General features: G+C 51.7%; 28 protein-coding genes, 2 tRNA genes and 1 rRNA gene. 13 read left to right on the top strand and 18 right to left on the bottom strand.

What is annotated here, in order from left to right; translation table 11 throughout:
* Positions 1–35: 35 nt before the first annotated feature.
* Entirely contained in the window at positions 36–428 is a 393-nt protein-coding gene (locus tag IG193_RS04255; RefSeq protein ID WP_192819644.1) for a hypothetical protein, read from the bottom strand.
* The gene (locus IG193_RS04250; protein WP_192819643.1) at positions 425–1,513 is read right to left on the bottom strand and encodes a DUF1512 domain-containing protein; all 1,089 of its coding nucleotides are present in this window, start codon (positions 1,511–1,513) and stop codon (positions 425–427) included. Before IG193_RS04250 ends, IG193_RS04255 begins: the two co-directional genes overlap by 4 nt.
* 272 nt (positions 1,514–1,785) lie before the next feature.
* Between IG193_RS04250 and IG193_RS04245 the strand changes: the two genes are divergently transcribed.
* The 4 genes from IG193_RS04245 to IG193_RS04230 all read left to right on the top strand — a co-directional run bounded on the left by IG193_RS04245 (position 1,786) and on the right by IG193_RS04230 (position 5,212).
* Entirely contained in the window at positions 1,786–2,367 is a 582-nt protein-coding gene (locus tag IG193_RS04245) for a hypothetical protein (protein WP_192819642.1), read from the top strand.
* Positions 2,368–2,454: 87 nt separating this feature from the next.
* Entirely contained in the window at positions 2,455–4,296 is a 1,842-nt protein-coding gene (gene tes, locus IG193_RS04240) for a tetraether lipid synthase Tes (RefSeq protein ID WP_192819641.1), read from the top strand.
* Between the two features lie 10 nt (positions 4,297–4,306).
* Positions 4,307–4,789, top strand: a complete 483-nt coding sequence (locus tag IG193_RS04235) for a hypothetical protein (protein WP_192819640.1) — start codon at positions 4,307–4,309, stop codon at positions 4,787–4,789.
* A 102-nt stretch (positions 4,790–4,891) separates the two neighbouring features.
* Positions 4,892–5,212, top strand: coding sequence for a hypothetical protein (locus tag IG193_RS04230; protein ID WP_192819639.1), 321 nt, complete (start codon positions 4,892–4,894; stop codon positions 5,210–5,212).
* Between the two features lie 14 nt (positions 5,213–5,226).
* Here IG193_RS04230 and IG193_RS04225 read toward each other — a convergent pair whose 3' ends face one another.
* The 5 genes from IG193_RS04225 to IG193_RS04205 all read right to left on the bottom strand — a co-directional run bounded on the left by IG193_RS04225 (position 5,227) and on the right by IG193_RS04205 (position 8,607).
* Complete coding sequence (locus IG193_RS04225) at positions 5,227–5,694, bottom strand: PUA domain-containing protein (RefSeq protein WP_192819638.1); 468 nt, start codon at positions 5,692–5,694, stop codon at positions 5,227–5,229.
* Between the two features lie 145 nt (positions 5,695–5,839).
* A complete protein-coding gene (locus IG193_RS04220) occupies positions 5,840–6,343 on the bottom strand; it encodes a transcription initiation factor E subunit alpha (RefSeq protein ID WP_192819637.1) in 504 nt (167 codons plus the stop codon).
* The gene (locus IG193_RS04215) at positions 6,343–6,885 is read right to left on the bottom strand and encodes a tRNA (cytidine(56)-2'-O)-methyltransferase (RefSeq protein WP_192819636.1); all 543 of its coding nucleotides are present in this window, start codon (positions 6,883–6,885) and stop codon (positions 6,343–6,345) included. The genes IG193_RS04220 and IG193_RS04215 overlap by 1 nt, the downstream gene beginning before the upstream one ends.
* Positions 6,882–8,123: a GTPase HflX gene (gene hflX, locus IG193_RS04210; RefSeq protein ID WP_192819635.1), complete on the bottom strand. Its 1,242-nt coding sequence runs from the start codon at positions 8,121–8,123 to the stop codon at positions 6,882–6,884. The genes IG193_RS04215 and hflX overlap by 4 nt, the downstream gene beginning before the upstream one ends.
* 1 nt (position 8,124) lies before the next feature.
* On the bottom strand, positions 8,125–8,607 hold the full coding sequence (locus tag IG193_RS04205; RefSeq protein ID WP_192819634.1) for a multiprotein bridging factor aMBF1: 483 nt from the start codon (positions 8,605–8,607) through the stop codon (positions 8,125–8,127).
* Positions 8,608–8,733: 126 nt separating this feature from the next.
* Here IG193_RS04205 and IG193_RS04200 point away from each other — a divergent pair.
* From IG193_RS04200 to IG193_RS04190, 3 genes are all read left to right on the top strand, one after another.
* Positions 8,734–8,856, top strand: a tRNA-Arg gene (locus IG193_RS04200).
* Positions 8,857–8,955: 99 nt separating this feature from the next.
* Positions 8,956–9,135 carry a zinc finger domain-containing protein gene (locus tag IG193_RS04195; RefSeq protein ID WP_192819633.1) on the top strand — a complete coding sequence of 60 codons (180 nt, stop codon included), beginning with the start codon at positions 8,956–8,958 and terminating at the stop codon, positions 9,133–9,135.
* Between the two features lie 11 nt (positions 9,136–9,146).
* The gene (locus IG193_RS04190; RefSeq protein WP_192819632.1) at positions 9,147–9,419 is read left to right on the top strand and encodes an elongation factor 1-beta; all 273 of its coding nucleotides are present in this window, start codon (positions 9,147–9,149) and stop codon (positions 9,417–9,419) included.
* Between the two features lie 246 nt (positions 9,420–9,665).
* Here the strand turns inward: IG193_RS04190 and IG193_RS04185 are convergent, their stop codons facing one another.
* From IG193_RS04185 to IG193_RS04175, 3 genes are all read right to left on the bottom strand, one after another.
* Entirely contained in the window at positions 9,666–10,343 is a 678-nt protein-coding gene (locus IG193_RS04185) for a sigma factor-like helix-turn-helix DNA-binding protein (protein WP_192819631.1), read from the bottom strand.
* A 335-nt stretch (positions 10,344–10,678) separates the two neighbouring features.
* Positions 10,679–10,753, bottom strand: a tRNA-Pro gene (locus tag IG193_RS04180).
* A 164-nt stretch (positions 10,754–10,917) separates the two neighbouring features.
* Complete coding sequence (locus tag IG193_RS04175; RefSeq protein ID WP_192819630.1) at positions 10,918–11,466, bottom strand: class I SAM-dependent methyltransferase; 549 nt, start codon at positions 11,464–11,466, stop codon at positions 10,918–10,920.
* A gap of 33 nt (positions 11,467–11,499) precedes the next feature.
* Here IG193_RS04175 and IG193_RS04170 point away from each other — a divergent pair, with 33 nt between their 5' ends.
* Positions 11,500–12,480 (top strand): hypothetical protein, encoded by a 981-nt coding sequence (locus IG193_RS04170; protein WP_192819629.1) that lies wholly within the window; start codon positions 11,500–11,502, stop codon positions 12,478–12,480.
* Here IG193_RS04170 and IG193_RS04165 read toward each other — a convergent pair.
* From IG193_RS04165 to IG193_RS04155, 3 genes are all read right to left on the bottom strand, one after another.
* Positions 12,467–13,507: a Gfo/Idh/MocA family protein gene (locus IG193_RS04165; protein ID WP_192819628.1), complete on the bottom strand. Its 1,041-nt coding sequence runs from the start codon at positions 13,505–13,507 to the stop codon at positions 12,467–12,469. The genes IG193_RS04170 and IG193_RS04165 overlap by 14 nt on opposite strands.
* 149 nt (positions 13,508–13,656) lie before the next feature.
* Positions 13,657–13,774: ribosomal RNA gene (gene rrf, locus IG193_RS04160) — 5S ribosomal RNA — on the bottom strand.
* 42 nt (positions 13,775–13,816) lie between these two features.
* A complete protein-coding gene (locus IG193_RS04155) occupies positions 13,817–14,980 on the bottom strand; it encodes an NAD(P)/FAD-dependent oxidoreductase (RefSeq protein WP_192819627.1) in 1,164 nt (387 codons plus the stop codon).
* Positions 14,981–15,034: 54 nt separating this feature from the next.
* Here IG193_RS04155 and IG193_RS04150 point away from each other — a divergent pair, with 54 nt between their 5' ends.
* Positions 15,035–15,448, top strand: a complete 414-nt coding sequence (locus IG193_RS04150) for a winged helix-turn-helix transcriptional regulator (protein ID WP_192819626.1) — start codon at positions 15,035–15,037, stop codon at positions 15,446–15,448.
* Here IG193_RS04150 and IG193_RS04145 read toward each other — a convergent pair.
* From IG193_RS04145 to IG193_RS04125, 5 genes are read right to left on the bottom strand one after another with little or no spacing between them, the layout of a single operon-like run.
* Positions 15,420–16,466, bottom strand: coding sequence for an ATP-binding protein (locus IG193_RS04145; RefSeq protein ID WP_192819625.1), 1,047 nt, complete (start codon positions 16,464–16,466; stop codon positions 15,420–15,422). The genes IG193_RS04150 and IG193_RS04145 overlap by 29 nt on opposite strands.
* 11 nt (positions 16,467–16,477) lie before the next feature.
* On the bottom strand, positions 16,478–17,548 hold the full coding sequence (locus IG193_RS04140) for a hypothetical protein (RefSeq protein WP_192819624.1): 1,071 nt from the start codon (positions 17,546–17,548) through the stop codon (positions 16,478–16,480).
* Complete coding sequence (locus IG193_RS04135; RefSeq protein WP_192819623.1) at positions 17,545–19,896, bottom strand: hypothetical protein; 2,352 nt, start codon at positions 19,894–19,896, stop codon at positions 17,545–17,547. Before IG193_RS04135 ends, IG193_RS04140 begins: the two co-directional genes overlap by 4 nt.
* 4 nt (positions 19,897–19,900) lie before the next feature.
* The gene (locus IG193_RS04130) at positions 19,901–20,680 is read right to left on the bottom strand and encodes a hypothetical protein (RefSeq protein WP_192819622.1); all 780 of its coding nucleotides are present in this window, start codon (positions 20,678–20,680) and stop codon (positions 19,901–19,903) included.
* The gene (locus IG193_RS04125) at positions 20,680–21,177 is read right to left on the bottom strand and encodes a hypothetical protein (RefSeq protein WP_192819621.1); all 498 of its coding nucleotides are present in this window, start codon (positions 21,175–21,177) and stop codon (positions 20,680–20,682) included. Before IG193_RS04125 ends, IG193_RS04130 begins: the two co-directional genes overlap by 1 nt.
* Before the next feature lie 94 nt (positions 21,178–21,271).
* Between IG193_RS04125 and IG193_RS04120 the strand changes: the two genes are divergently transcribed.
* The 4 genes from IG193_RS04120 to IG193_RS04105 are packed head-to-tail and all read left to right on the top strand — an operon-like array spanning position 21,272 to position 24,937.
* Complete coding sequence (locus IG193_RS04120; RefSeq protein ID WP_192819620.1) at positions 21,272–21,988, top strand: ParA family protein; 717 nt, start codon at positions 21,272–21,274, stop codon at positions 21,986–21,988.
* Positions 21,988–22,329 carry a hypothetical protein gene (locus tag IG193_RS04115; RefSeq protein ID WP_192819619.1) on the top strand — a complete coding sequence of 114 codons (342 nt, stop codon included), beginning with the start codon at positions 21,988–21,990 and terminating at the stop codon, positions 22,327–22,329. The genes IG193_RS04120 and IG193_RS04115 overlap by 1 nt, the downstream gene beginning before the upstream one ends.
* The gene (locus tag IG193_RS04110; RefSeq protein WP_192819618.1) at positions 22,329–23,492 is read left to right on the top strand and encodes an ATPase, T2SS/T4P/T4SS family; all 1,164 of its coding nucleotides are present in this window, start codon (positions 22,329–22,331) and stop codon (positions 23,490–23,492) included. Before IG193_RS04115 ends, IG193_RS04110 begins: the two co-directional genes overlap by 1 nt.
* Positions 23,489–24,937 carry a helicase C-terminal domain-containing protein gene (locus tag IG193_RS04105; protein WP_192819617.1) on the top strand — a complete coding sequence of 483 codons (1,449 nt, stop codon included), beginning with the start codon at positions 23,489–23,491 and terminating at the stop codon, positions 24,935–24,937. The genes IG193_RS04110 and IG193_RS04105 overlap by 4 nt, the downstream gene beginning before the upstream one ends.
* The last annotated feature ends 66 nt before the right edge of the window (positions 24,938–25,003 follow it).

Genomic DNA, 25,003 nt, shown 5'->3' with positions numbered 1-25,003 from the left:
CTAGCGCACCCTGCCGTCCAACATAGCATTACAATTTATATTTTTTCAGTCCCCCAATGCTTATATGTTCTGAGGAAAATGGCCTCAACAATTACTGTGTCATTTCCACACTTAGGACATTTTCCAGCCTTACTAAACAGGGAATCACCATCCCTATATTCCCGCTCAACCTCATGTCCGCAGTTTTCGCAGCGTAGGAGCGTTACTAGTGTTCTAGCCTCGGGCTTTACAGAGAGGAGCTTGTAAAGGGACCACCCTATGTAACCTTCAATCATTGTAAGCAATATGAGGCCCGAGAGGTAGCTCTCTGATTTAGTCCTAAAGTAGAAATACAGCAGTGCGACCATTAACAGGAATCCTCCGGCCAAGAGCAGGGCATAGACCGGTAGCCATCGTCTCTTTACTTGGGCAACAACGTCTACGCTCATGGAACTCCCACCGTGTTCCCAACACCTATAACGACTATTACCGAGCCTGGCGGTTGCGATTTAACAAAATTCTCTACGACGTCTACGGCCCTCTTAACCCCTCTGTAAATATCCTCCGTCATCACGGATAGTGCCTCTGCCTCTGACACTTTGATGAGAACAGCATACAGTGGAATGTTATTCTTCGTCGCTAACTCTTCGATTGTAAAACGTTCAGCCCCGATGCCTCCCATCGCTACGCCATACCCATAGGCGAGCGTGCCGGACTCCTCGCCCTCATATCTTAGAGCAGCGTCGATGGTCACTATGTGTGTCGGCCTCTCCCGTTCTAGTACCCACTGTAATGCCTCGTCTACTCGCCCAACAGACCCCCCGGGCCCCTTAGCTTTAATAACGTAGACTTTTCTCTCCTCGAGGTTCAAGGAATACACGATTGTGTTGTCAACGGGTTCGAGAAATGTCTGGCCTGCAGCATACTTTCTAGCAAGGTAGCTTGCCACTAGGGGTCCGGCTGAGTCGCCTATGGGTACGTTATGTCTGAACGCCTCGAGAGCCCCCTCAATAGCTTTAACTTCCTCCATGACAAATGGCATTTGAGCGCTGAGCTGCATGAGAAGCCATAGGCTCCTAAATTTCCTGGCAATCAGGTAGTAATGATTCAAAACCTTGTAGATGATGTTTAGTGCTCGCGCGAGCTCTACGATATTGGATAAGTTCTGCACGTCGACTCGTGTGGCTTTAGGGGCAATCTGGGCTATCCGCTCCTCCAAGCCTCTTTCACTTGTGCGGAGTATATGTTTAATTTTCTTCACAATCCCGTAGGGGTCTATATCGACCGGGAGTATGACGTATGTCTCAACGAGTTCGTTTACCTTGTTTTCTAGTAGCCTGTCATCGTGTATGCCGCTGTAGCGCTTGAGCTGGCTCGCCAAGAAGCTTAGAGACTTATCTCTTGCAGATCTGAACACGAGGAGGTAATTTTCAACCTCGCTAATCGCTCTGAGGATCTGCATCTCTTGAGTGAAAAAAGAGAAGAATGTAAGTATGATTAGCCAGAGGATCAAGTTGTAGGTGTCGCCATCCATCACATACACCCAGAGGCTAACATGAAGGTTGTATGAGTATTTAAAAACATTTGTAACACTTTCTTCTCTTTGGCGGAAAGGAACGAGGGACACCCTGCATACGCGTCCTGGACTGTACTGCAAGGGTTACCTCTCAATGTTTGACCCAGTGGTCAAGAGGGAGTGAAGGAGGCTACGGCAGTAATACTGCTGTAGGGAGCCTTTTCTACACGGCATATTGTCGTCTTTGCATTAAATACTCCAGTAGGGGATGATGAGAACGTAGATGAAATATGCGTGGGATTGTTCTGAGCGAGATAAATGACAAAAAACTTCTGGAGAAAATCGTAAAGAGAGAAGTTTACGGTTCCAATGACTCGAAAATAGGGAGTATCTGGAAAATTTACATTGCGAAGAAGACAAAACAGCCATTAAAGGTCGTGATAAGACGAGTCGACGGCGAGCTTCTAGAGGTTACACCCGATAAACTCAGGATAGTTGGGAAGAAGATAGTCCTAGTAGATTATGTACATGAGGGCGCTGTAGCCACGCTTGAGAGGTTGTGGGAAATAGCCGAGGAGCTCAGAAGGTTGAAGAACGACCTACTAGTTCTGGGGGAACGCCACCTGGTATCAAAGGAAATCTCCTATGAAGAATATATGGAGGAAAGGAAGCGGCTAGAGCGCAAGAGGCTTCTGCTAAAGCTCGAGGCATATACGCTCCTAGATACCCTGAACTACTTGGTGCAACGGGAAGGTGTACACATTTCCAGGGATGACGAGAAAAAGCTTCTCTACGTGCTCGACGTCCTAAAGAGTAGCTTTCCAGTAATACCTCTCGAGAAGTTGAAGTATATTTTCAATACATCAGTATAGAAAAACTCACAGAATGACGGTGACATAACCGCAAGCTTTATAAAAATCTGAGAGATTAGTTATTCACACCTAAGGGTAGGTGCCTCTATGACAGATCTTAAGGTAGAGCTTTCTCAAAGACTAGGGGAGCCGCGTGTTGACTACAAGCTTCTTTCAAGTGCAAGTTTCTCAGAGATTAAGGAGGTTGCTGAGAAACTACGGCCGCTTCTCATGCCAAAGCCTGGCGTGGACTACAGGGTCTACCTTGGAAAAAGGCCACAGCTACGCGACGGAGAAGAACTCATCACCTACACTCAGTCGGCGTGTCCCGAGTGCTATTCTCTTCTGACAGCTGTAATATTCAAGAGGGACGGAAAAGTCTGGATACGGAAGGTCTGCCCTGAACACGGCGAGTTCGAAGAGCTTTACTTTGGAGACGCCAGAGTATACGAGAAGTTCAGGAGTTTTCAGAGAGACGGGAAAGGCAACACTGTAACACATGTTCCGCTCACTGCCCTATGCCCATACAATTGTGGAGTGTGCCCTAGGCACAAATCTAACGCCGCTTTAATAAACCTCGTTCTTACGAACAGGTGCGACTTAAGTTGCTTCTATTGCTTCTTCTATGCCTCGCGTGCCGGTTACGTCTACGAGCCGTCTCTGGAACACATCAGGTACATGCTCAGGCAGGCTAGGTTATCTGAGCCGGTCAAGCCCCCCGCTATCCAGCTAACAGGAGGAGAGCCTACGTTGCGCGACGACCTAGTAGAGATTATAAAGATGGCTAGGGAGGAGGGCTTTACACACATCCAATTAAACACTAATGGGATACGGCTGGCCTTCGACCCTAGCCTCGCGGAGAAGGTGAGGAAAGCCGGTACAAACGTCGTGTACCTGAGCTTTGACGGAGTGTCGCCACTCACAAACCCAAAGAATCACTGGGAGGTTCCCTACGCTCTAGACAATCTCAGGAAGGCGGGCCTCGGAGCAGTACTTGTCCCAACAGTTATAAAGAGCTACAATTTAAGTGAAGTTGGTAAAATAATCCAGTTCGGGTTAAAGCACAACGACATAGTTAGGGGCGTAAACTTCCAGCCGGTATCCATTACTGGGCGCATGCCCAGGAAGGAGCGCGAAAAGGAGCGCGTAACTATCCCTGATGTTCTAAAGGCTATAGAGGAACAAACAAATGGTCAAATAAGAGTCGAGGATTGGTACCCTGTTCCAAGCGTCGCCCCCATTTCCCGTTTTGTTGAAGCGGTTACAGGTAAGCCTCAGATAGCGTTTACGACGCACTTTGCCTGTGGAGCCGCTACCTACGTGTGGCAGGACGACGGCGAGATAATACCGATAACTAGGTTTGTAAACGTCGACGAGTTCCTGGCATTCCTCGATAAAAAGGCAGACGAACTCGAGAGGGGTAGGAACAAATACATTGTAATGCTCGAAGTAGTATGGAAGCTGAGGAAGTTCGTGGATCTCGAAAAAGCTCCTAAACGGTTAAGAGAAGGCAACAGGATACTCAAGATACTCTACAATGTTTTCGTCAAACATGACTACGAGAGCCTCGGAGAGTTCCACTATAACACCTTGTTCTTAGGGCTGATGCACTTCCAAGACCTCTACAACCACGATGTTGCAAGAGTCATGAGATGCGACATACACTACGTAATGCCAGACGGGAGACAAGTGCCCTTCTGCTCCTTTAACGTCATCTCAGACCTCTATCGCGACCGGGCGCAGAAGGCTTTCTCGTACTCTGTAAGTGACTGGGAGAGGATAAGTGGGAAGTCTCTCAAGGATACCGCGTACAAGAGGAACATTAGGAAACTAATCTCGGGAGAGCCCTACAGGAGACACTACCGGGGCATAATTGATATCGACTCCATACCCTACGAGCAACACGTACTGGCCTCCAAGAAATTCGGTATACCGGTTATAGAGGAGTAAGGATAGGCTTATGAAGTACAAGTTATTCAGCTTCTACCTCCAATCAGGTGATCCGAAACCACTGAACATCGAGGTGAAGAGCTTCCTCTTCGAGTTACGTAACGGGAAGCCTTCCTTAGTTCTTCCAGAGAATACTAGAGACTTCGAAGAGGAAGACTACGTGGAGTTCGACTCCATAGTAGCTCCGCTAATTGGTGTTTCTATCAACGACCTTTTACACGGCGTTTACGAGGTAAAAACACACGAGTACAGTGTTACTCCGGGAAGTACGTACCTTAGAGTTATCCAGAAAGTAGACAAACAAAGCACAACATCAGTTATTTTGTTTGAAATTTTTCAAGTAGAAGAAGCAGGCATCGCCGTAAGGTATTCAGACAATAGCTACGTGAAAGAATCTTCGCGTGATAGAGTTAGGTACATTGCAGATATTCTAGGAATGGACAAGAAAGCTCTAGAACAAGAAATCGCAAAAGCCGGGATAATTCTGTATTAATTCTGATTCGTTAATTGTCTATTAAAAAATGTTTATGAAGGTAAAATATATATACTTTTCTCGCGAACTAGGATTAAGTTTAAAACCTAACCTGTGGTTCCTATGGAAGACCGAATCCGTGAGGAAAAGGAAAAACTTCTCAGGCAGCTCGAGATTATTGTGAATCAACTCATGTCTTCCACGAAGTCCTCGCAGATATCTATCAAGTTGCGAACACTACTTCGATACGCTTATGTCTCCTATGTCAAGCGGACAACAGACATCAACGTCATACGTGGCCTAGTGCCCCGCGTTAGGCCCCCTGCATGGCTCACAAACCAGTATTACTACAGGGAGATCGAAAGTATCCTTCGGGAGAAGTTCAATGCAAAAATAGAAAACCGCAGGCAGTTTAGATACGTTGTACTCTACAAGAATAGATAGAAAACAAAATATTTTTATCTGGTTCTTACGGCTTTTCCCCTTTTTATCCTTCCCATCTCCCAGCCAGGCAACAAAGCCTTACCCGAGCCCACAATTTCCCCGTTATCGGACTTTATGCAGATCTCGTCTCCGGGATAGATTTCTCCCTCTGCCTTGATGACGTGCTTTGAGAAGAGAGTTCTGCCTTCAGCCACGAACCTGGCAACGTCGCCGGGAACTATGACGCAGGGGAGTCTCTTGTCGTCCGAGTGCCTCGCAAGAAATTCCCAGCCGTCTCTTTTTGGTACGACAAAACCGTCATTAGCTCTTATAGTGATTACGGGCTTGCCATCAAGCAGGATCTGTTTTAACCTACTAGTTCTACGGGATCTAACTCCTCTCACATTCAAGGATGCACCCTCTAGCCGGACTTCTACGCCGAGTTGGTACAGTATAACAGCTTCTAAAGCCCGTAGCTCGAATGCACTTAATACTTCTCCCACAACAAGAGAAGGCTATTCTAGCCTTAAAACTATTTTTGTATTTTTTTAGCTGAGGATCATCCGTACCACCATGACCCCCTAAATCCACCACCTACCGGGATGCATTAAGGGGGTTAGAAGAGAGGTACCGAATACTCCGGAGGCTTCAAAGAGCCTCAGGGTTATACTCTCTCAATTTCTTAATGGCTTGCTCAAGCTTGCGGATGACCTCCGTGTTGTCGTACGGTTCAAGGACTTCTCTGCACTCATCACACATGTAGCCATTCTCGTCGGCTTCCGCGGACGAAAACCTCTTACCACACTTTGGACAGACAAAGAACTCGTCGCTCCTTTCATATTCGAGAACTTTCTCTAAAAGGCTTAACGTCAGACGCTTCCTGTCCTCCAGTATTCTGGCAACAGGCTCATCTGTTATCCTCCAGTAATACTTGTACCAGCCTATCACCTCGTCTCTGGCTCTGCGGTATTTAACAAGCCTGGACTCGAACAACTCGTTGAGGATTCTCCGAACCTCTGCTGGGTCGAGTTTAAGCTCTCTGGCTATATCCTCATCCGACACTTCGATCTTTTCAGCGAGAAGCCGTATGATTATCTCAGCTCTCTCTCCATGTATTTTTCTTGCAAGTGCGATAATAGCCTCATTAGACATCAGCCCACCCTAACTACTCTCTTACCTCTATTTGACGGAATTATCTTGAGCCTTGCCCGTGGGAACTCCTGCAGGAGTTCTTTTCCGCTAAACAATCTATCGAGGAAGATCGCCAGGGCGGCGACTTCGCTGTGAGGCTGGTTGCCTATAGCTATGTTATAGTCTGCAATCTCGTAGACCTCTCTAGGAACTTTCTCTCCCCCCACGACAACCAGTAATTTACCCCTAATACTCCTTATTAAGTCTAACACGCCCTCCTCGGCAATATTGAGGCCATACATTGTAAGGTGGACGACTACCCCCATCTGCCTCCATTCTCTCAAGAATCTTAAGGGATCGTCCACGACTTCTACTCTGAACTCACCTCCCCAAGTCTTGCACACTCTAGCTATAGTATCGATAACGGATTTCTCAACGCTTTTCTCGAGATACAGTCCGCGCGCTCCGAAGGCGCGCGCAACAAGGCCCACGTGTGTAGTGACACGGTGATCCCGCACAGGTCTGTGCCCGATTCTAAGGACATAGACTTCTACTGTGCTCATTGCTCCCGGTACCTTGCTTTTAGCTTTTCAATGATGTTTGCCCTGCCCTCCACAACGAGCCTAATCTTTCCGTCCCAAGTTCCAGAAATGTCCACTACTTTACACTTAGTGAGTACCTCTTCAAGCATTCCGCCGTCACTGGGGATGAGAAGAGTCTCTGTAACTTTGTCTGGGAACTTGGACACTATGACCTCGCTCAATCTCTTCAAGCCTACTCCTTGCTTAGCGGATACAGGAACAACAGGCAGGCCGCTAGCCTGTAGCACAGCCGCTTTTCTCTTAATGTCTTCCGCTTCCATCAAATCGATTTTATTAGCTGCAATGACGACCTTTCCAAGCGGAACGCCAAGATCTGATAGAACACTTATGCTAGCGTTAAACTTTCTCTTGATCTCTCCTATATCTTCTGAAACGTCTACTACCAATACGACCACGTCCGCAAGCAATGTTTCTCCAAGTGTAGTGTAGAAGGCATCTATTAACTGTTCTGGTAAGCTGTCGATAAATCCTATGGTATCGGTTACTATGACCGGGTAACCTAATATTTTCGTCCGCCTGGATAGAGTTGAGAGAGTAGCGAAGGGCTTGCCATCAATGTACACACTCTCCTGGGTCATTCTCTGGAATAGAGTAGACTTCCCCGCACCCGTATAGCCCACCAGAGATACAGCATACAGCCCGGCTTCGCTACGTCTAGCCCACCTCGCATTCTTTTGAGCTCTTATCTTCTCGAGCACTCTCTCAATTAACGCTATGCGGTTAGAGAGGTAAGTATAGTAGGCGTCGACGGCATACTTTCCGCCTCCGAGGAAACCGTGTAGCTCGCCTCGCTTGGAGAGGTTGATGTACTCCCTGGCAAAGCTTACTTCTCTCTTAAGTCTCGCGAGCTCAATTTGCAACTTAGCCTCCTGGCTTCCAGCCCTCTGGGCAAAAATCTCTAATATAAGCTCATACCTGTCGATCACGTCAACGCCGAGCTCCTTTCTCAGATTATACGTCTGGCTCGGTTTCAATGTATTGAAAAATATCACTTTGTCAGCTTTCTCCCTAGTCACCATGTCTCTTAGCTCATGAACTTTACCCCTGCCAATATTGTACTTGGGATCTTCAACTCTGGTCTGGATAAGTGTACCCACTACTTCATAGCCTGCGGCAGACGCGAGCTCCTCAAGCTCTCTTATGCTGGAATCGTTAGCCTTATAGTCGAAGCGGAAGACGAGTATTGCCCTCTTTGCCATACTAATCTCTAAACTCTGCTACATCCCCAAGCGTGAGGTCGTAGCCGCTGGAGTCGCCGTCTGCGGAGTACACACTCCCACCGACGACGTACTGTTCAATGAGCTTCACCTTTAGTATTTTTTCGAGCTTTCGAGCGAGCTCTATCGTGGGCTCAAGCTGCCCGGCCTCGATTCGCCTCAGAGTGGACTCTTTTTCGCCGACCATGAGCGCTAGGAGTTCGCGTGTAAGCCCCATTTTCTCGCGAGCCTGTCTGATTATTTCGCCGTATCCCTCAACGATGACCTCCTCCACGTCTTCTCGCGACAAGCGCGGTGAGAGTTTTTGCTTCGTGGGTTGTCCGGATGGCGTAGTACTTAGTCTAACTGTCCCCAGCACGGTTCTCCCCTTAGCACAGCGCGAACAGACTATCATCTCAGCCCCATCAAGGACTATCCTGTATGCAACTCCCCTAATCTCAGCACCACAAAGCTCACACTTAGCCATGCGATAATGAAATGGCCTCACTCATTTTTAAAGCATTTGCCCGCAGGAGGGAGCTTCTCGGACAGTGCGATGAGTGTGTTTGCTACGAGAAAGATTTATCAGACATCACGTGGAATAGGTACGCAGGGGCCCGTGGCGTAGCTAGGAAGCGTGGCGGCCTGCGGAGCCGTAGACGTGGCGGCGCTACCCGCTACCAGAGGTCTCGCCGCCGCTCGGCGGATGTCCCGGGTTCAAGTCCCGGCGGGCCCGTGATTTTTCACACTATTTCTTATTACCAGCTATTTGTAGGTGCTAGTTCTCAGCCTCCGCAAAATTTAAAAATGCAGTCTCTGTGTAAGACTGTCGCGTATGGCTAGAGCTTTAGCCCTCCCGAAGTGTACGTCTTGTGGTAGACCAATACCTCCGTTCGAGAAAGCCACCAGCTTCCGTTGTCCCCAGTGCGGGGAGGTAATAATCTGGCGCTGTGAAAGGTGTAGGAGGCAGGGCAACCCGTATGTTTGTCCTAGGTGTGGTTTCAGAGGGCCGTAGAGGTGGAGGATGTGGCGAAGGTGGCTATCCTAGTTAGAATTTTACCAGAGGACGCGGAGACGAGGCCAGAGGATCTCTACAAGCGCATAGCAGAGAAATTACCCGAGAAGTACCAGGTGGCGCAGTACCAGTCGGAGCCAATAGCATTCGGCCTAGAGGCTCTGCGCATGGTAATACTAATGCCCGAGGACGTTGAGGGCGGCACAGAGGAGATAGAGAGCATTCTCTCAAGTGTCCCTGGAGTTAGCCAAGTAGATGTCCTAAGCGTGACTCGCGTCTCGTAACAGCCCCTAGACTCTCCAAGTCTAGATTTTTTGAGTTTACAATAAATATACGGCTTCATCTCCCCTGCGGAACTTTGGCGCCGGCGAGATCATTATTACCCGAGGAGCCTCAAACTGCTTCCAGCCACCACGCGACGGCCTGCGACTTTTTCTCTCAGTAATACTTCTTGGCATGAGTTGCCTACTGTAATGCAGGTACGGGCGTGAAGCTAAGAGTGGGAGCTTCGTGCAAGGGATACGACAGGCTCAGCGAGGCATGTATTTTCTCTGGAGCACCTCGATCCAGGGGTTGTCTTTTACAAAGCTTGGTAACGCGTTGTCAAGCGGAGACGGACTCTTGTCCCGAATCGCCGGTTCCTGTGGGCTCGCGTAGCTGGTGTTTACCCGCTGGATTAGCTCTAACTTCTTTGAAAGGCTCTCGAAGTTGTAGTTTAGACGCTCAAGATTCTCGACGAGCCTCTCGAATAATGCCACGCTAGGGCCACTATTTGCAAAGACCGCAGTATATTTGGGAGCAGTAACAGGCTTAAGGTTTGGCTCAGACGCTATAAATAGTTCTTCAAATGCGCTTAACACGGCTTCTCTAACGCTTCTCTCAAGGACTTCTGTTATCTCCTTCAAGACCTCTTTCTTTATCCTGTCTATCAAGTCTCGCCGCGTGTGATCCGGAGCAACTACGGGCTCGCGTATAGGGGGGAGCGACGCGGGCTGTAACGTACCTCTAAGGTAAAAGGCGCTAGGATCTATGCCGTTCTCGCGTGCAAGCTTACGGTACTTGTACAGTGCCTTATAGACCGTCCTCTCGGAGACGTTTAGCGCTGAAGCTATATCCTTAGCTGAGCCCCCATTTCTCAGGAAGTACTCAACTATTCTCCGCTCTGTATCCGTAAGCTCAGACAGTATTTTCTCGAACTCGACAGTCATACGAATGTATTACCCTTTAACGCCCACCCTTATATTTCCTTTCACGGCACTTGAAAGTGCATGCTATGCCAAATCCCCTTAATGAGGGCTGTCTCTGAGTCCCAACTCTCGGCCACGTCTGCGTCCCCTCTTACAAAGGGAGTCTGGCGGCTGTCTATCCCGGCCTCAAGAGTTCTCTGGCGGTGAGGCTTTCTGTTATGCAACTCCTTAAGCGAGAGAAACTCTGGGAAGCGGAGTCGTGAGGTGATGGTGACGGGCGCGGAGGCTACTTCTCAGCAGGTACATAGGGCTAGCCGGGCAGGCTACGGGTTCTTTTTACAAAAAACGAAAAAATATGGGGCCGCCGGGATTTGAACCCGGGACCACCAGCGCCCCAGGCTGGCATCCTAGCCAGGCTAGACTACGGCCCCCGGCCTAAAGGGATAAATAGTGTTATTTATCTTTTCTTTCGGAACTCAGGTAGGAAAAGTCTTTAAACTGCTCCGGCTTAATGTAGACTTGGGATGAAATGTCAGAGTTAACCTGATGCATGATGAGAAGGCATTTGTTTGACCCTTGTCGCCTCTGGTTCCTTTTACCGTTCTTCGTTGGGCTCCCGTTCCTCTGGCCCCCTGATTCTAGTGGGTTCGGCGTCAGAAGGTGTAGCTGCTCTTAACAGGAGTATCTCATCTCCCCCACTCTCCAAGACTTTCTCGACTTCCAGACAGGTTAGGTTGAGGCTTACTTTGAACCGTTTTTTCAACGAGAGAACGACTTTACCCCCGCTTTTCACGACTCTGGTTATCTCCGAGAGCGCACGTGGGGCCTCGTGGATAACCGTTATGCATGCTACGCCATCGAAGGAGCCATCCCGGAAGGGCAGAAGTGCGGCATCAGCCCTGACAGCGTCACTTGGACAAGCCATCTCTTTTCTCCTGAAAACTTTTAACATGCCTAGCGAGAGGTCTAGGCAGACGTAATACTCTGTCTCGTGGAGTAGGGTTCCAAGGATACCAGTGCCACAGCCAATGTCTACCAAACTCCTGGCCCCGTCAAGGAGCGTTGCGGCCACAATGTTTTTCCGCGTTTGCTCTACACCGTACACGCTGTCATACACTCCAGCTATCTTATCATACGGTAGCACGATGTTTTTCTACGAGTTGAGTTGCCTAAAAAAGTGTGGCCTCGCGTGATTTTCAAGAATTTTAGCCTCGCTAGTGCTGCTATAGCATACTGGGTTCGCCGCTTTTCGCCGCGAGTAAGAGTTGTCTCCATGGAGCCTCTCCACGCTGTCTACAGCGTGCGGGGGTTCAGGAGAGCTCTCAGGGAGGGTGCCAAGCCTGCTTTCTCGGCAGGCTACCTCTCACGCGTACTCATGGTTGAACATGATCCCACACCTACACCTGGGAGAGACGACATCATCGTCAGCATTGAGGAGCCTAGGCTCATGAATTCCCCGCTAACAAGCCAGAGTGGCATTGAGGGGCTTCGGGCTTTTCTCGACGGGGAAGTAGTTCTCCCAGGGTGTCTTCTCGGCATTCAGCTTGCCCTCTACCTCCGTGAGAATGGCATTAATGCTTTCGTCTCAAGGAGTACAGGAGAAAAGTCGTGGATGCATGACATACTGGATCCTGCTATTTTCTCCGAGCGCGCTCCGCACCCGGAGTTGACGGATATATGCCGGGAAGCATGTCTTAGCATTGAAACGAGAGAAGGAATCTTGAAGATCGCTCTTCATCCCTTTACAGATGAAGTGATCCATTACTACGCCTCACTGCTCGGGTTAGCCTTGTCGTCAAGTTCCGGAGTTGAAAACCTGGTACGAGCCTCTCTCTCCCAGGAAAATGTCATTTTAATAGAGTACGGTGATAAGGTTCTCTTAGAACTCGGAAAACATACGCATGAGGCCTCTGTTAAGACGACGGTGCACAACGGCACGTGGCTTAGGCTGTACATAAACAAGAGGGCTAGGCGCGTTACCGGCGTCAGCGGCGTCCTTCATAGAAGTAAACTCTCGTTAGCTGTACTCCCGTTGCTAGACACCTCCAACCTTTGTAGCATAAACAATTTGCAGCTCCTTGCCACTTCGAAAAGCCCGCTCTTCTCTGAAGATACCTACCTGGAGTTGCTCCTTGCAGCCTGGCTCAGAACATGCTAAGTCCTTCCAGTTCTTCCCACGTGATCTCTACCGGCGTCATCTTCTTTGACGACTCCAGTGCTTTAAACACGCATTTTAGGGCGATGTACCCATCTACGGCAGATACTCTCGGCTCGCGCCTGTTCTTAACCGCCTCGAGGAAGTCCAGGAGCTCTAGCTTGAGGGGCTCCTCCTGGAGGTATGAGATCTCCATGTTTATCATCTCGCTGTGTACTGATGTTTTTAGGTCGTCGAGCTGGAAGCTTTCGACGCCGTTATCGATTGAGATACGCCGCAGTATGTAATCCACTGTTATTACCGAGTCCTCTGTCCTCACGGAGAAGCTCCTGTGCTTGTATACCGGAGAAGTACGCCAGCTTGCAGTTAGGTGAGCCGCTCTTCCACCTGGGTACTCAAATAATGCCTGGACTTCTATTTCGTAGGGGAAGGTGCTGTTGTGAAACGCTATTGCGTAGACTCTCATGGGCTTCTCCCTGAGGAAGAAGTTAGCAATGTCTACGTCGTGCACTAAGAGGTCGTGGCCTACGCCCAAGTTGAGCGTGTAGTTTCCAGCAGGACCTGGGCCAAGCCTTTTAGCCTCAAACGCCAGGATCTCTCTACCTTTTCTCTTAATAAGCCTCTCCGCAACGCCTACAATGGGGTTAAACCTCTCGATATGCCCAACTGTAAACACTCTACCGTTCTCGTAGGCTACCCTTACTAGCTCGAGTCCCTGCTCGGGAGTCTCAGCTAAAGGTTTTTCGACGAAGACATCGTGTTCTCGGAGCAGGGGCTTGACAACGTGATAGTGATATACCGTGGGCACAGTAACAATTGCGGCATCCAGGTCTTTCTCGCGGGAGATCAGTTCTTCAACACTGCTATAGTACGAGTCGGCGGAGTATGTCCTCGACACTTCTCTGGCACGTTCGACATCAACGTCGACGACTATGAGTCTGTTAACAATCTTCCCTTTTAGGGAGGAGATTATCCTGACGTGATTGCGCCCCCACCTTCCAACCCCGATAACAGCGACGTTAAGGCTCATGAGCCTCGGCGAAACAATAGTAGCTTAAACTTATTTTTTAGCCTAAATTGCTTCGACCCTGGCCCTAGATCACGGAAGCCATTACCTCCTTTCGGAAAGGCGACCAGAATACTGGCAAGGAAAGTCTAGAAGATTCCAGGCGAGTAGGATGGCCCCAGCACCGCCTTTTCCCGGGGCCGCAGACCCCAGTACTCAGGACGGCGCACCCCCCTTAGCTTCCGGGTTCGGAATGAGACCGGGCGTGGCAGGGGTGCTATGGCCGGGGCCACTACCCAACATAACTGTGGCGTATAAAAAATTTGCGTTAAACTAGGAGAGAAGAGCCTTCGCGAGTTTTATGCTAAAGATGGGGTGCTTGAGGAGCTTCGCCGCGACGCTCATGATGTTCTCCCCGTTTGCTAGGTTGACGACGTCCTCAGGGGACAGTATCTCCGCGAGCTGGTTTAACTCGTCGTCACTTAGCTTCTCGATAGCATGCAGGGCCTTTAAACTGTCCTTTATCCTCTTGCCCCAGTACTCGTTGTACTTGCTCACATACTCGCTGAGCACCCTGGCAGAGAAGTCACCGCTCTCTAGGGCTTTAGACGCGACTTCGGCGGCAATTTTACCGCCAGCAATAGATGTGTGGATACCGCCCCCAGTTAGAGGTATAACTTGCCCTGCCGCCTCGCCGATAAGCATGACATGATCCCGTACGATCTGGCTCAACATGCCCCCTATGGTAACTGCAGCCCCCCTAAATTCTATGATCTTTGACCTTTCGAAGATCTCGGGGTGGGCTTTGATGAAGCCATCAAGATAGGGCTTCGGGGGAGCGCCCTGTACACCAATCCCGACGTTTGCCAAAGTCCCGTCCTTCGGGAAGATCCACACATACCCCTTTGGCGCGATGCTGTTACCGAGGTAAAAGTAGGTGAGCTCCGGGTCTTGGACTCTAACGTTTGTCATAACGTACTGTACCGCAGGTATAACTTTCCTCTCGCCTGCTTTCTCCATGTTAAACGCTTTTGCGACAAACGACAAGTAGCCGTCGGCCCCCACAAGCAACGGTGCCTCAAGCACCAGCGTGCGTGTCCTAACCTTAACTCTCCCGTTAGTAAGCGCGGCCTCCTTAGCCGGCTCCCTCATGTAAATTTCTACTCCATTTGACGCCGCATACTCTCCCAAGACGCGCAAGAAGTTCTTCTTGTCAATTACGTAGCCCATCTCCCCTTTCTCTGTAATAAGTACCTGCCTGCCGTTAGGGGCGACAACAGCGGCGCCCTTAATCGGCCTTGAGATGAAGCGTTGGGTGTCGCTCCTGGAAACCTCGGCTGTCTGGAGAACACGGGCGCTTATTCCCTCCCCGCACGGCTTGACAGCCAGCGTCTCGTTTTTCTCAATTAGAGCAACCCTGAAACCCTTCTCGGCAAGCTTCCTAGAGAATATAAGTCCCGCAGGCCCCGCACCCACAACAATTGCGTCATAGCCCATGGGTATCAAGGTTTAGAATTTATACCAGGTATAAAAACTATACCATTGAGGCTAATGAGAGTCGAAGAGGAAGTTGAGCAGAAGGTTCAGCATGTGTTAAGGGGCATCTCAGAGACTCTGGAGAAATTCATGCAAGAGGAGAAGATAACGTTATCCGATATCCGGGGCATAATCATCCAACTCGAGCCAAGCTTTAAGCTGTTATCGAGAAAATGGACCCTGACTCTCCTATACACGCTACTCATAGCAGGATCCTCCTCTTTCAACAGCTTACACAGAATTACGGGGATAAACAAGAGAAGCCTCTCAATACGCCTCAGGGAACTTGAGAAAAACGGGCTAGTCAAGCGTGAGGCAGGTGGGGCGCGCGTCAATTACAAGTTGACGGACACAGGACGCGACACGGCCCTTCTCATGATCCCATTGATTTACTACATCTCTAGGAGAATGCCTCAGCCCGTAACTTGAGGAAAATCTTCCTGGGCCTGGGATCCCCCTGGCGGAAGAATAATGCGGTACCTCTCGGCGAGTAAAGGATGTGGTCGCGCTCGTCGCCAGTTACGAAGAAGATAGCTTCAATATCCCTCACGTAGCTCTCAGGGCCTGAGAGGGCTAAGACAAAGCCCGCAAGCTGGAAGATCCTCGGGTCGAACTCCCGCGGTAGCTGGCTTACAGCGACGATGCTATAGCCCCACTTCCTTACCTCCTTGAAGAGGGAGAGAAGGTAGGGAGAGAGTACATGGGCCTCCTCCAGTATAATGAGGAGCTCGAGCCTATGTCTAGCCCCCTGGCTCCTCATAAAGCCCTGTAGCAGAAGGAGTAATACCTGTATGGCGAGGGCCGCAAGCTCCCTCGAAGTCATCAGTGGGAGTGTAAAGTAAGCGTTCCGTCTAGCCAGCTCCTCTATTTTCTCTCCCTCTCCATGTATGCTTGTTAAGTCATCGTATAATCTTTTTATGTCAGGATCCAGGTCTGAGAGCTCCCTGAGGGGCTCTAAGCCCCCGTGGCGGATACAGCTGGCTATGACGTTACGGATCATGTTCCTGGCCCCTCTGAAGCCGTAGATCCTTTCAACGTACCGCCCTAACTCGCTTGCGTACTCTAGGGCGTCCCATCCAGGTGCGTGGAGGACGTCCACCTTGTCTTTAGTGAACACGACAGTCTTATGGAATAGGCGTGCGTAGGCCTCTTCACCGTGTGGGTCTATGACCCAACTCCTTATGCCTAGCTGTCGAGCTTCGAGAATTAGATGCCGAGCGAGCGTGGACTTCCCAACACCGGTACTGCCTACAATGACTCCGTGCATGTTTGGGAGCCTTTCGGGGTTCAAGAATATCCTCCTCCCTCTGTCATCCTCGCCGAGGAAAAGCCCGCTCGTGTCCTCGCTTGGCGCGATCACGGACAGGGGGGACACCAAGGGCATGACATCTCCAGCGAGCACGAGTAGCCTGCGGCCCTCAAGTACCCGCTTCACCCCTTTCATCATCACAATGGTACTTATTCGAGAGTTTTTAAGGCGAAGATATCGGGTTTGAAACGTAACCCCATTCTCTCGTACACGTGGGCAGTCTCCGGGGTAGCCATTAAGAGGCCCGTGGCCAGGAATACGGGCTCGCGTCTCTCCCACTTCCTCCTGCTCGCGAGGAAGTACTTCTGGCTTTTGTGAATGATGCTTAATTTGTCTAAAGCCGTGCCGAACTCGTAGCTACGATAGGCTTGAGCATCCAGCCCGCTTGCCACGTCCCAGGGTGCAGGCTCGAGTTTAACCGCGAGGTAGCTAAGCGACTGGGCTATGAGGTAGTTGGTGCGAGCTCTCGTAAACACGTCGCGAAGGCTCGGATAAGTGAAGGTCACCGTTGACTCGTTTAGACCATAAACTCTTTCTCTCCCCTCCTGGCTCACGGTATAGATCTCGCTCCTGAGGTCTGAGAGAGCAACGAGTTCTAGGCCGAGGAGCACGTACAGCGGCGGGAAGCGCGTGGCCAGCGCCGCCGTTAAGGCTACAGTGCCGAAGACGCGTAGCATGTTCACTTTCGCCGTCTTCAAGAAGTCTGGCCTAAGGATGTTTTTTACCTCGACGGCTTTCAGCCTCCTCGCGCTGCAGCCTGCGAGTTCAAGGCCTCTCTCCAGTACTTCACGAGCTCTTAGGAGCTCGCTGACAACATCGCCATGGCTAGAGGCGCACCTCTTGGCAATGATGAACATCTTACCCTGTTTCACGACGAATATGTACTCGCCGCCCGAGGTGAAGGCCACGCTCATCAGGGTCAGGGATCGAGCCCAATACTCCCTCTCGTCGAGATCGTAGCAGCCGTGTCTGCAGTCAAGTACTTCGAAGCCCAGATAGCCACAACGCCTCGCCTGCTCATCGGAGTAACATGCGTTCTCCAGGCACTTCAGGGGGCTCAAGGGGCACCCCCCATAAAACAGGTAAACTACCCACTTGTAGAGATCCTGAGCTGACACAATCAGGGAGGCCGTGAAAAGGGCGTGCGTCAGCAGCGTACTATAGCCGTTGAGCAATAACCCTGCCAGGAATAGGAGAATGGAGAGTGTCTGCCTGTTCATATCCCCTCCCTCATCTTCTTCTCAATATTCACGACCCTCCACGGCTTGCGGTAGAGCTTGTGTGCCAAGGAGATTTCCCGGCACTCGTCCGGCGCGCTACACTCCCTCGCAAGCTTCTCGAGCACGACTAGCCTGTAGTTCAGAAGCACTCTCTTCCAGACAGGCTCCAAGAGAGAGCCCTGGTATATTTTGTACTTCTTGAGTATGGCCGACTCACATGGGAAATCGAAGAGCATGGCCTCAAAGAGTAACGTGTCGACCTCTTCTAGAGAACGCGCTTTCAGTATCAAATCACTATACCTAGAAGTGACATCTGGCTTTGTCCCGTGGTCTCTAAGGTCGTTAATTGCTAACTCCTTGTACTCGCTAAGCAACCTCTCGTAGATCCACTTCATGTGTGCCTCCAGAAAGCCGTCAACGGCATAGAACCAGAGTTGCCGTCCCTCGAAGCTTTTGTAGCCAAGTAGCGTGTAAATTGCCTTGTGTAGCCTGTGGGGCGCCTCTAGGGCCTCGTTTTTCAGCTTAACTCTTAGAGGCCCCTCAAATGCCCTTAATCCCCTTGAGAGCAGGGTATGGGCAATGCCGGGCCTCCTCTTTTTGGCCTCCTTTACCTGCTCAAGTGGCTGCTGGATCTTCGAAATGGGCCAAGGAGGCCCTTCCAGGCCCGTCACAGAGAGTGGGTGGCTCCTAGCAATAATCTTCTTTCCCACGGTGGTGTAGAGTGTATTGAAGAGTGGGATCTTCAGAGCAGTTCTAGGCCTTGGAAGGAGAGACTTTATAAAACCCTTTATGAGCGGGATGTTCACACCGGATAAGCCCAGGAGGGCGGCACTCGTAAAAAATAGCGCTAAGATTGCTCCCATAAGCTGGGTAATTGGGTTCACGTACTCAAGGGTCTTACCTATCAACAGTGACGTAAGAGCGGTCACGGGCTGCCAGCGCTCAATGAAAGCAGGGGCCGTGCTCGCGTTCCACTCGCCGTGCCCCCGTATCGTCAGGCTAACCTCTTCCTCACCCGTCGCGTTACATTCAATGAGCCTCAGGTGAATCGAGTACTCTCTGTAGCCTGGTGCATGGAGAGGGCTCAAGTGGAGGGGGATGAGCTGTTGGAGAGTAACCCCCCTAATAACGCGGTTTAGCCACTCGGTATAAGATCTGCGCGCCTCGCTAAGCCACTGGAAGTTTACAGTCTTGCCTGGGGGCCTTACGTAGTCAATGGTAACATTTAGAGAACACTTCCCGGGGTTTGAGAGGCTATACTCGCCCCCTCTAACCGCAACCGTAACACCGCGCCTGAGCTTGTTGTGCGAAAACGAGTAGGAGACGTAACCCTCTCCCTTTACCGGGTGCAGGGGTGTGTCGCCGGCGTAAGCTATGACATGACCGGAATGCCCTACGCCCTGATCTATGAGATCCACCGGGAGCCAGACCAAGACCTCCAGGGTAGAGTTGCTCGAGACTTCAAGCCTGGCAGGCCAGACGTAGCAATTGCAACTCGAGTAGTTGCTCGGGGACAGGCAACAGGCGGGTATTGTGAAGTTCGTCCAGTAGTGGACGACCCAGGCTGCGGTGTAATTCCCGACGGGTAGTGCTAGAGTCGAGCCTTCGCGTACACGCGCCACGTACAAGCTGCCTTCACTATCACGGAAAGCCACAAGCACGTCCGGCTTGAAAATAGGTGTCCCGGAAGCCTCTACTACGCGAAGCTTGACGAGTCCCATGCCCTGGATGTCCGGGACATTGATGTTCATCACGTGTAGATCTGTAGTGTAGCTCTGAACTGCTATGGGTAGGGCGATGCCGAGTGCGAGGGAAAAGAGCCAGAGAGGCAGGGCGAGCTTGCGGAGCCTTGGCACCAGTAGTAGCGGCGCTAGTATGGGGACGAGCATGGACAGAGCTCGCGACTCCCTGACAATTACTAGAAGGGCTCTGGCTACTACGATTCCAGTGCCAACGAAGCCTGCTAGTGCCTCGAGCGGCCCGAGGCTCGCGTGGAAAAGTGTCTGGTAACTTGAGAGTATGGCTAGTGCCTCGCCACCCCCAGCGCCAGCGAAAACAATTCCCAGTGTTATGTCCAGTACAGCTATGGCCTTCGAGAGCTTGATAATCATGTCGAGTAACTCTCTCAATACCCCCAGGCTGTCCTCCAGCAGTCTGGCCGTTGTCTCATGTAGTCCCGCTCCTTGTACACTGTATGTTCCCTGGAGTACCAGGATGAGAGATGCTAGGAAGAGAGTCTCAGCCAGCTCGCGTGAGAGCAGTCTCAGAGCCTCTTTCCTATGCAGGGTGAACCACTTGTAGAGGAATGCTATCAGGGTCAGTGAGGCCCCAATGGCCCACTCAAGCATCTTCTCAGACTCTCAAGAGGTTGACGTAAATCCCGTCGAACACCCCAGCCAGCCCAACTCCCGCAACCGTTGCGAGAGACAGGGCGAGAACAGTGATGGTAGCAGCCTCCCCAAGAGCGACCGCTATATCCCCCACGATACTAGCGATATTTATCCAGTCGATCGGATTAATTGGAGAGGGTCGGCGGATATTGCTAAGGGCCTTGGCTGTCGCAGAGCCGCTGTAGAGGAGGCCTAGGCTCACGGACAGGTATATCGCGAGGAAGGTTCCTCCCCACCTCCTAAGCCTTGGTATAGGCAGTAGCACCGCGCCTACTGTAGCGAGGAAGGGGGCCGTGAGCGCGAAGGCCCTCGAGGCGAAGCTCAGGTGCATATAGATTATTGCTACTACCGAGAGCTCCGTGACCGACCACCCCGTAGCGGCTCCTAGGACGCTTGCGAGAGGAGAAGTAATGGGCGCTGCGGCTAGGGCTGCTCTCTCCGTCTGCACATAGAGTATAGTGTCTATCGCCAGCCTGCTGGCGTTGGCAAAGACGCTACTGCTCTCCTGTAGGAGCGCGCTTACCAGCCTTGTATTATTCAGGCTAACAGAGAGGCCTACCCAGCCAGCTATAGCGTCTGCCGTTGAGAAGGTGATCTGAAGTAGGATAACGTAAAGGAGTACGTTGATGCTAGCCTCGAAGTCGGTGAGGGCGTCGGCACGCCTGCCTAGAACCCACTTTGCAGCCCCCAGCAACACGTACACAGCAGAGCCGCTTGCGGCAACCAGGTCGACTAAGATCATTAGCCTCCCTTGGTCAGTATCCCAATAATTATGTTCCACCCACGCCTCAAGAGTGCGTCCATAACTTGTGCGATCGAAGATATTTCTTGAATTCCGAGTGTGTTGAGCACGTAGACCACGAAAAAGGAGATAGGAATAATTGCGAGTGTTTCAGCAGCTCTTATTAATTTCGATACTGCCAGGCTTCTCCCGAAGCTACCTCCCGTAACCCATGAGAGAACTGCGTCCAGAATTATGATGACAAAGCCGAGAATACCTATGCCGAAAGTTATGGCGGCCAAGAGGGCTACTGCGTCGATGAACGGCTGGAAGATCTTCGATGCAACCTCTTCAGGGGTTAAAAACAGCTGTGAGAGTGCTAGGGGTGCAAGAGCGGCTAGCCTCTCGTCAATGGCGCGCAAGTCTTCCCTCCTGAGTTTCTTAAGCCCCCTCTTAAGCGAAGCCTCGAGAGCTACCTGCAGGGCTTTCAGCTTTATCTTCTTCTCGAAGACCATCACACAATTACTCTCCCATACTATTTATTGAGGCCTACGGGACTACTCCCGCCTTTGCCGCTTTTTATTCTCAGCCTACTAGGGAATTGAGCCGTATATGGCTATTCTAGTCTGCGCCTCCGGGAGTAAGGGCGGAACGGGGAAGACTGTAACAGCAAGCCTCTTAGCTTACCGCCTTGCGAAGTTCAGCGGTAAGCAAGTTCTGCTCGTGGATCTCGGCGAGTTCGGTAGCAGCACGCAGCTGGTTCTCGCGAAAGATCCTGGGCCTCCTTATCTGAACGACTACTTCCTTGGGAATGCTTCATGGAGCGAAGTCATCGTCGAGAGCCCTTTCGCAGAAGGGCTCTACGTCGCCCCCAGTCACGGTGAGACAGGCCCTGTGGACAGCGCAGCCCTAGAATACATGCTGGATCAAGTTGCCGGAACAGTTTCCCACGTCATTATAGACCTCCCAGCATACCCCGGCAGGCTATACGATCCCATAGTAGAGCTCGCCGAGGTAATAATAGCCGTGTTCAACCCCGACGCTCTCTCTTTCCAAGCAGTCGAGGGCTGGCTCAGGGGTAGGGGCCTACTCAGGAGGAAACTCGTACTCCCGCTATTGAACAAGTACTTTGTACTGATGGGCGAGTGGAGGGAAAGGGCAGAAGAAAAGTTTGGGGCCGTGTTTACGCTTCCACTCGACACAGCCCTCCTCTACGCTGCGACGAGCGATGTCGAGGAGGCCTACAGCCTCTCAAGCCAGAGAGTCAAGAAGGAGCTAGACATCCTCGCCTACCGTGTCGAAAAACCTCTCCTAAAGGTGACAGGCTAGTGTCCGTGAAAAGGCCGTTCGCACAGGTAGGCCAGCAGAGGAGCTCAGAACAGCCGGACAAACCCTCGCTCCCGCTCCCCCCTCCGCCCCTCGAACCTCGCAGACAAGCGGGAGGCTTCGAGGACATTGAGCGCGGTATTAAGAACCTCGAGGATCTCTTGAGAAGCATAGGCTTTGACGGCTCTCTCGCTGAGAGAGTGCGCTCGAGGCTATCGGAGATCGACAGGGAGATAAACAAGATAGAACTGGAGATATCGAAGCTTGAGAGCGAGAAGAACAGGCTCCTAACGGAGAGGGACAAAATACTGTCGGTTATCAGAGCATTCTCCGGTGTGCACTGATGCGCTTGCCTAAGGTTTTTTCGAGGTCTAGGAAGGAGAAAGGGGAGGACAGGGCAGACGGCGTAAGCGTCAGTGAACTAATACCCAAGGGCTCCAGGATAGTGCTCAAGAACCCGGGCGGCTTCCTGGTGAGCTTTAACGGTCATGTAGAGTTAGTGCCGCTGAAAGAACACGAGGTTTGGGGCAGTCTCTCCCCTCTATTCATGGCACAGGAAGTCGAGGAGTTGTGGCTCTTCGAGGGGAAGACCATCGCTAGCATCAAGGGCGTGGGCAGGGTAAGCATCGAGGGAGTACCTTTGCCTGAGGAGCTCGAAAATATCGTAGTGAAGATTATCGCGGCTACAGGCGTTAGAGTTGACATGCGGCACCCGAGGGGTGTTGCAGATCTCGGTGAGTGGCGTGTCTCACTACAGCTCTCAACAGGGGGGCGCTTACAAGTTGTAGCCACCCGGCTAGCCCAGGTTCCTGCACTCGCGGATCTCGTGGATCCCCTGGTCGCGGCCCGGCTCCTCCTGCTCCTATTAAGGCCGTCGGTTGTTGTTATCTTAGGCCCCCCGGGAGCCGGAAAGTCAACCCTGCTGAACTCTCTTGTCCGCGAGGTCGCCGTGAGGTACCCGTTCCTGCACATCGCCGTCGTCGAGAAGTACAGGGAGCTCGTTTTCAGAGACGGCTGGTTTTCATGGATAGTGAGCGAGAACCTCGTGGACGGCGTGAGGTTCGCTATGAGGTACTATAGGCCGGACGTTCTCGTGGTTGGAGAGATTATGGCTGAAGACGTGTGGAGCATAGTCGAGCCCGGACGCGCAGGCCTCCCGACGATAACGACATTCCATAGCCCAACCACGAGGAAAGCCGTGAAAGTGCTCTCCGACGCACTCAGAGCAAACCTCGGCTACGGGGACGAAAACAGTGCCCTCCACTACGTTGACGTGTTCGTGCAAATGCGCAAGAAGGTCACCCCAGGCGGCGTGGAGAGGGGAGTCGAGAGCGTGTTCCTGAGCGACGGGCAGCGGCTAGTACCGATCTACGCCGAAGGAAACCTCGTCAGCGACGAGGAATTCCTGAAAGCCATGCCAGACCAGCTATACGTAGGCAGCCTCGAACAAACCGTAGTAGAGGTCTACAGTAGCTTTGGCCTGAAACAAAGGCGACAAGGAACTTGAACGTAGCCGGGATCTTCGAGGAGGCCGGCCTCGAGCCCCGCGAAAAACAACTCGTGGTCGCGCAGATGATCGCAGAGAATATCCACGACCATAATATCCTTCTCGTAGCCCCGCCGGGGTGGGGCAAGACCCTCGCGGTTCTCGCCGCCTTGAAGGCGGCAAAGAAATTACCCAGTCTCTGGCTGGTTCGAGCTCTCACACTAGGAGCCCGAGTCAGCGAGGACGCTATAAAGCTTGGTCTGCGCCCACTGGTTCTCGCAGGAAGGGAGAAGACCTGTCCTTTCTACCGCAGCGTCGACGACCTCGCCGAGTACTGTAGGCTACACCGCGCGGGATGCCCGCACTTCAGAGGGCTCCTAGAGCTAGCTCCAGAGCTGGGGAAAATGCTAATTACAAGCTATGAAGACGTCTCTCCCGGCGTCTGTAAGTACTACATTGACCTCTTCGTGAAAGCCGACATAGTAATACAAAACTATCACAGAAGGAGACCGGCCACACCAGAGGTAACAGTCATTGATGAAGCGCATAACCTCACAACACCACAGGCTTCTAGATTTTCGGCACTATCGCTGGAAATAGCACTTGACGCTGTAAAAGACAGAGCTTCATATCTCTACCCAGAGTTGGAGAAGGTCGTCGAGGAACTAAAACTGGACGACATAGCCACTATGGAGGAACTCTTCACTATCCACCAAGAAATGTTGACAAAGACAGGCAAGTCGCCGCTTACCCCCCTCGTCAAGTTCTTGAAAGCCCTGGCGGGCGGGGGAGTGGCGTACCGCGAAGGGGGTGTAATAGAGGTCTACCACCCACCCCTGCTCAGGAGGCTCCCACCCACTCGGCGTGTCTTTCTCAGTGCCACGATCCCCAAAGAGGTTGAGAAGGTATTCAACTCCTTCACAATCAGAATCCCCGCTAAGCCCAGGAAGGCCTTCATAATCAGCGATGTGACGAGCAAGTACGGGCAAGAGACAGTATGGGGCTTCGCGAAGATCCTAGCGGCCCTGCGTAAACACTACCGGAGAAACCTGGTCTTCTCCACGGAGAGGATTTTGAGGCAGCTGCTGCACTTCATAGACTTCTACGAGGAACGGCTCCCCAGCGACTGGCAGGGAGTCGCGGCATACAACATCTTCGGGCGTTTCAGTGAAGGAGTAGACATCCGCGCAGACACCGTCACGGTTCTCGGCACTCCCTACCTGCCGCCGGACGTGACGCCGCGGTACAGGAAGTACTTCGAGGGCCTCGGGATTGGAGAGCCGGAGATCGTCATACCAGTGTCAGCCACGCTCCAGGCAGTGGGCAGGGCAACGCGCCACCCACAGGACAACCCGCTAATCCTCCTGGCCGACTACCGGTTCCGCCGCTTCAGGCTAGACGCCCTAGATGTCGAAGAAATTGAAGTTAAAGACGTTGAGAGGAGAGGATATTTGCCCCAGTCGTAATAACGTTAATCTTTCCACTCCACTCACGCCACCCATTGGTATGTTGGGACTGAGATGTGAGTCGGG

The organism is Infirmifilum lucidum (assembly GCF_014876775.1).
GTDB classification, from domain to species: Archaea; Thermoproteota; Thermoprotei; order Thermofilales; family Thermofilaceae; genus Thermofilum; species Thermofilum lucidum.
Note: the sequence above shows the minus strand (reverse complement) of the source record. Positions and strands in the feature narration are given on the sequence as shown.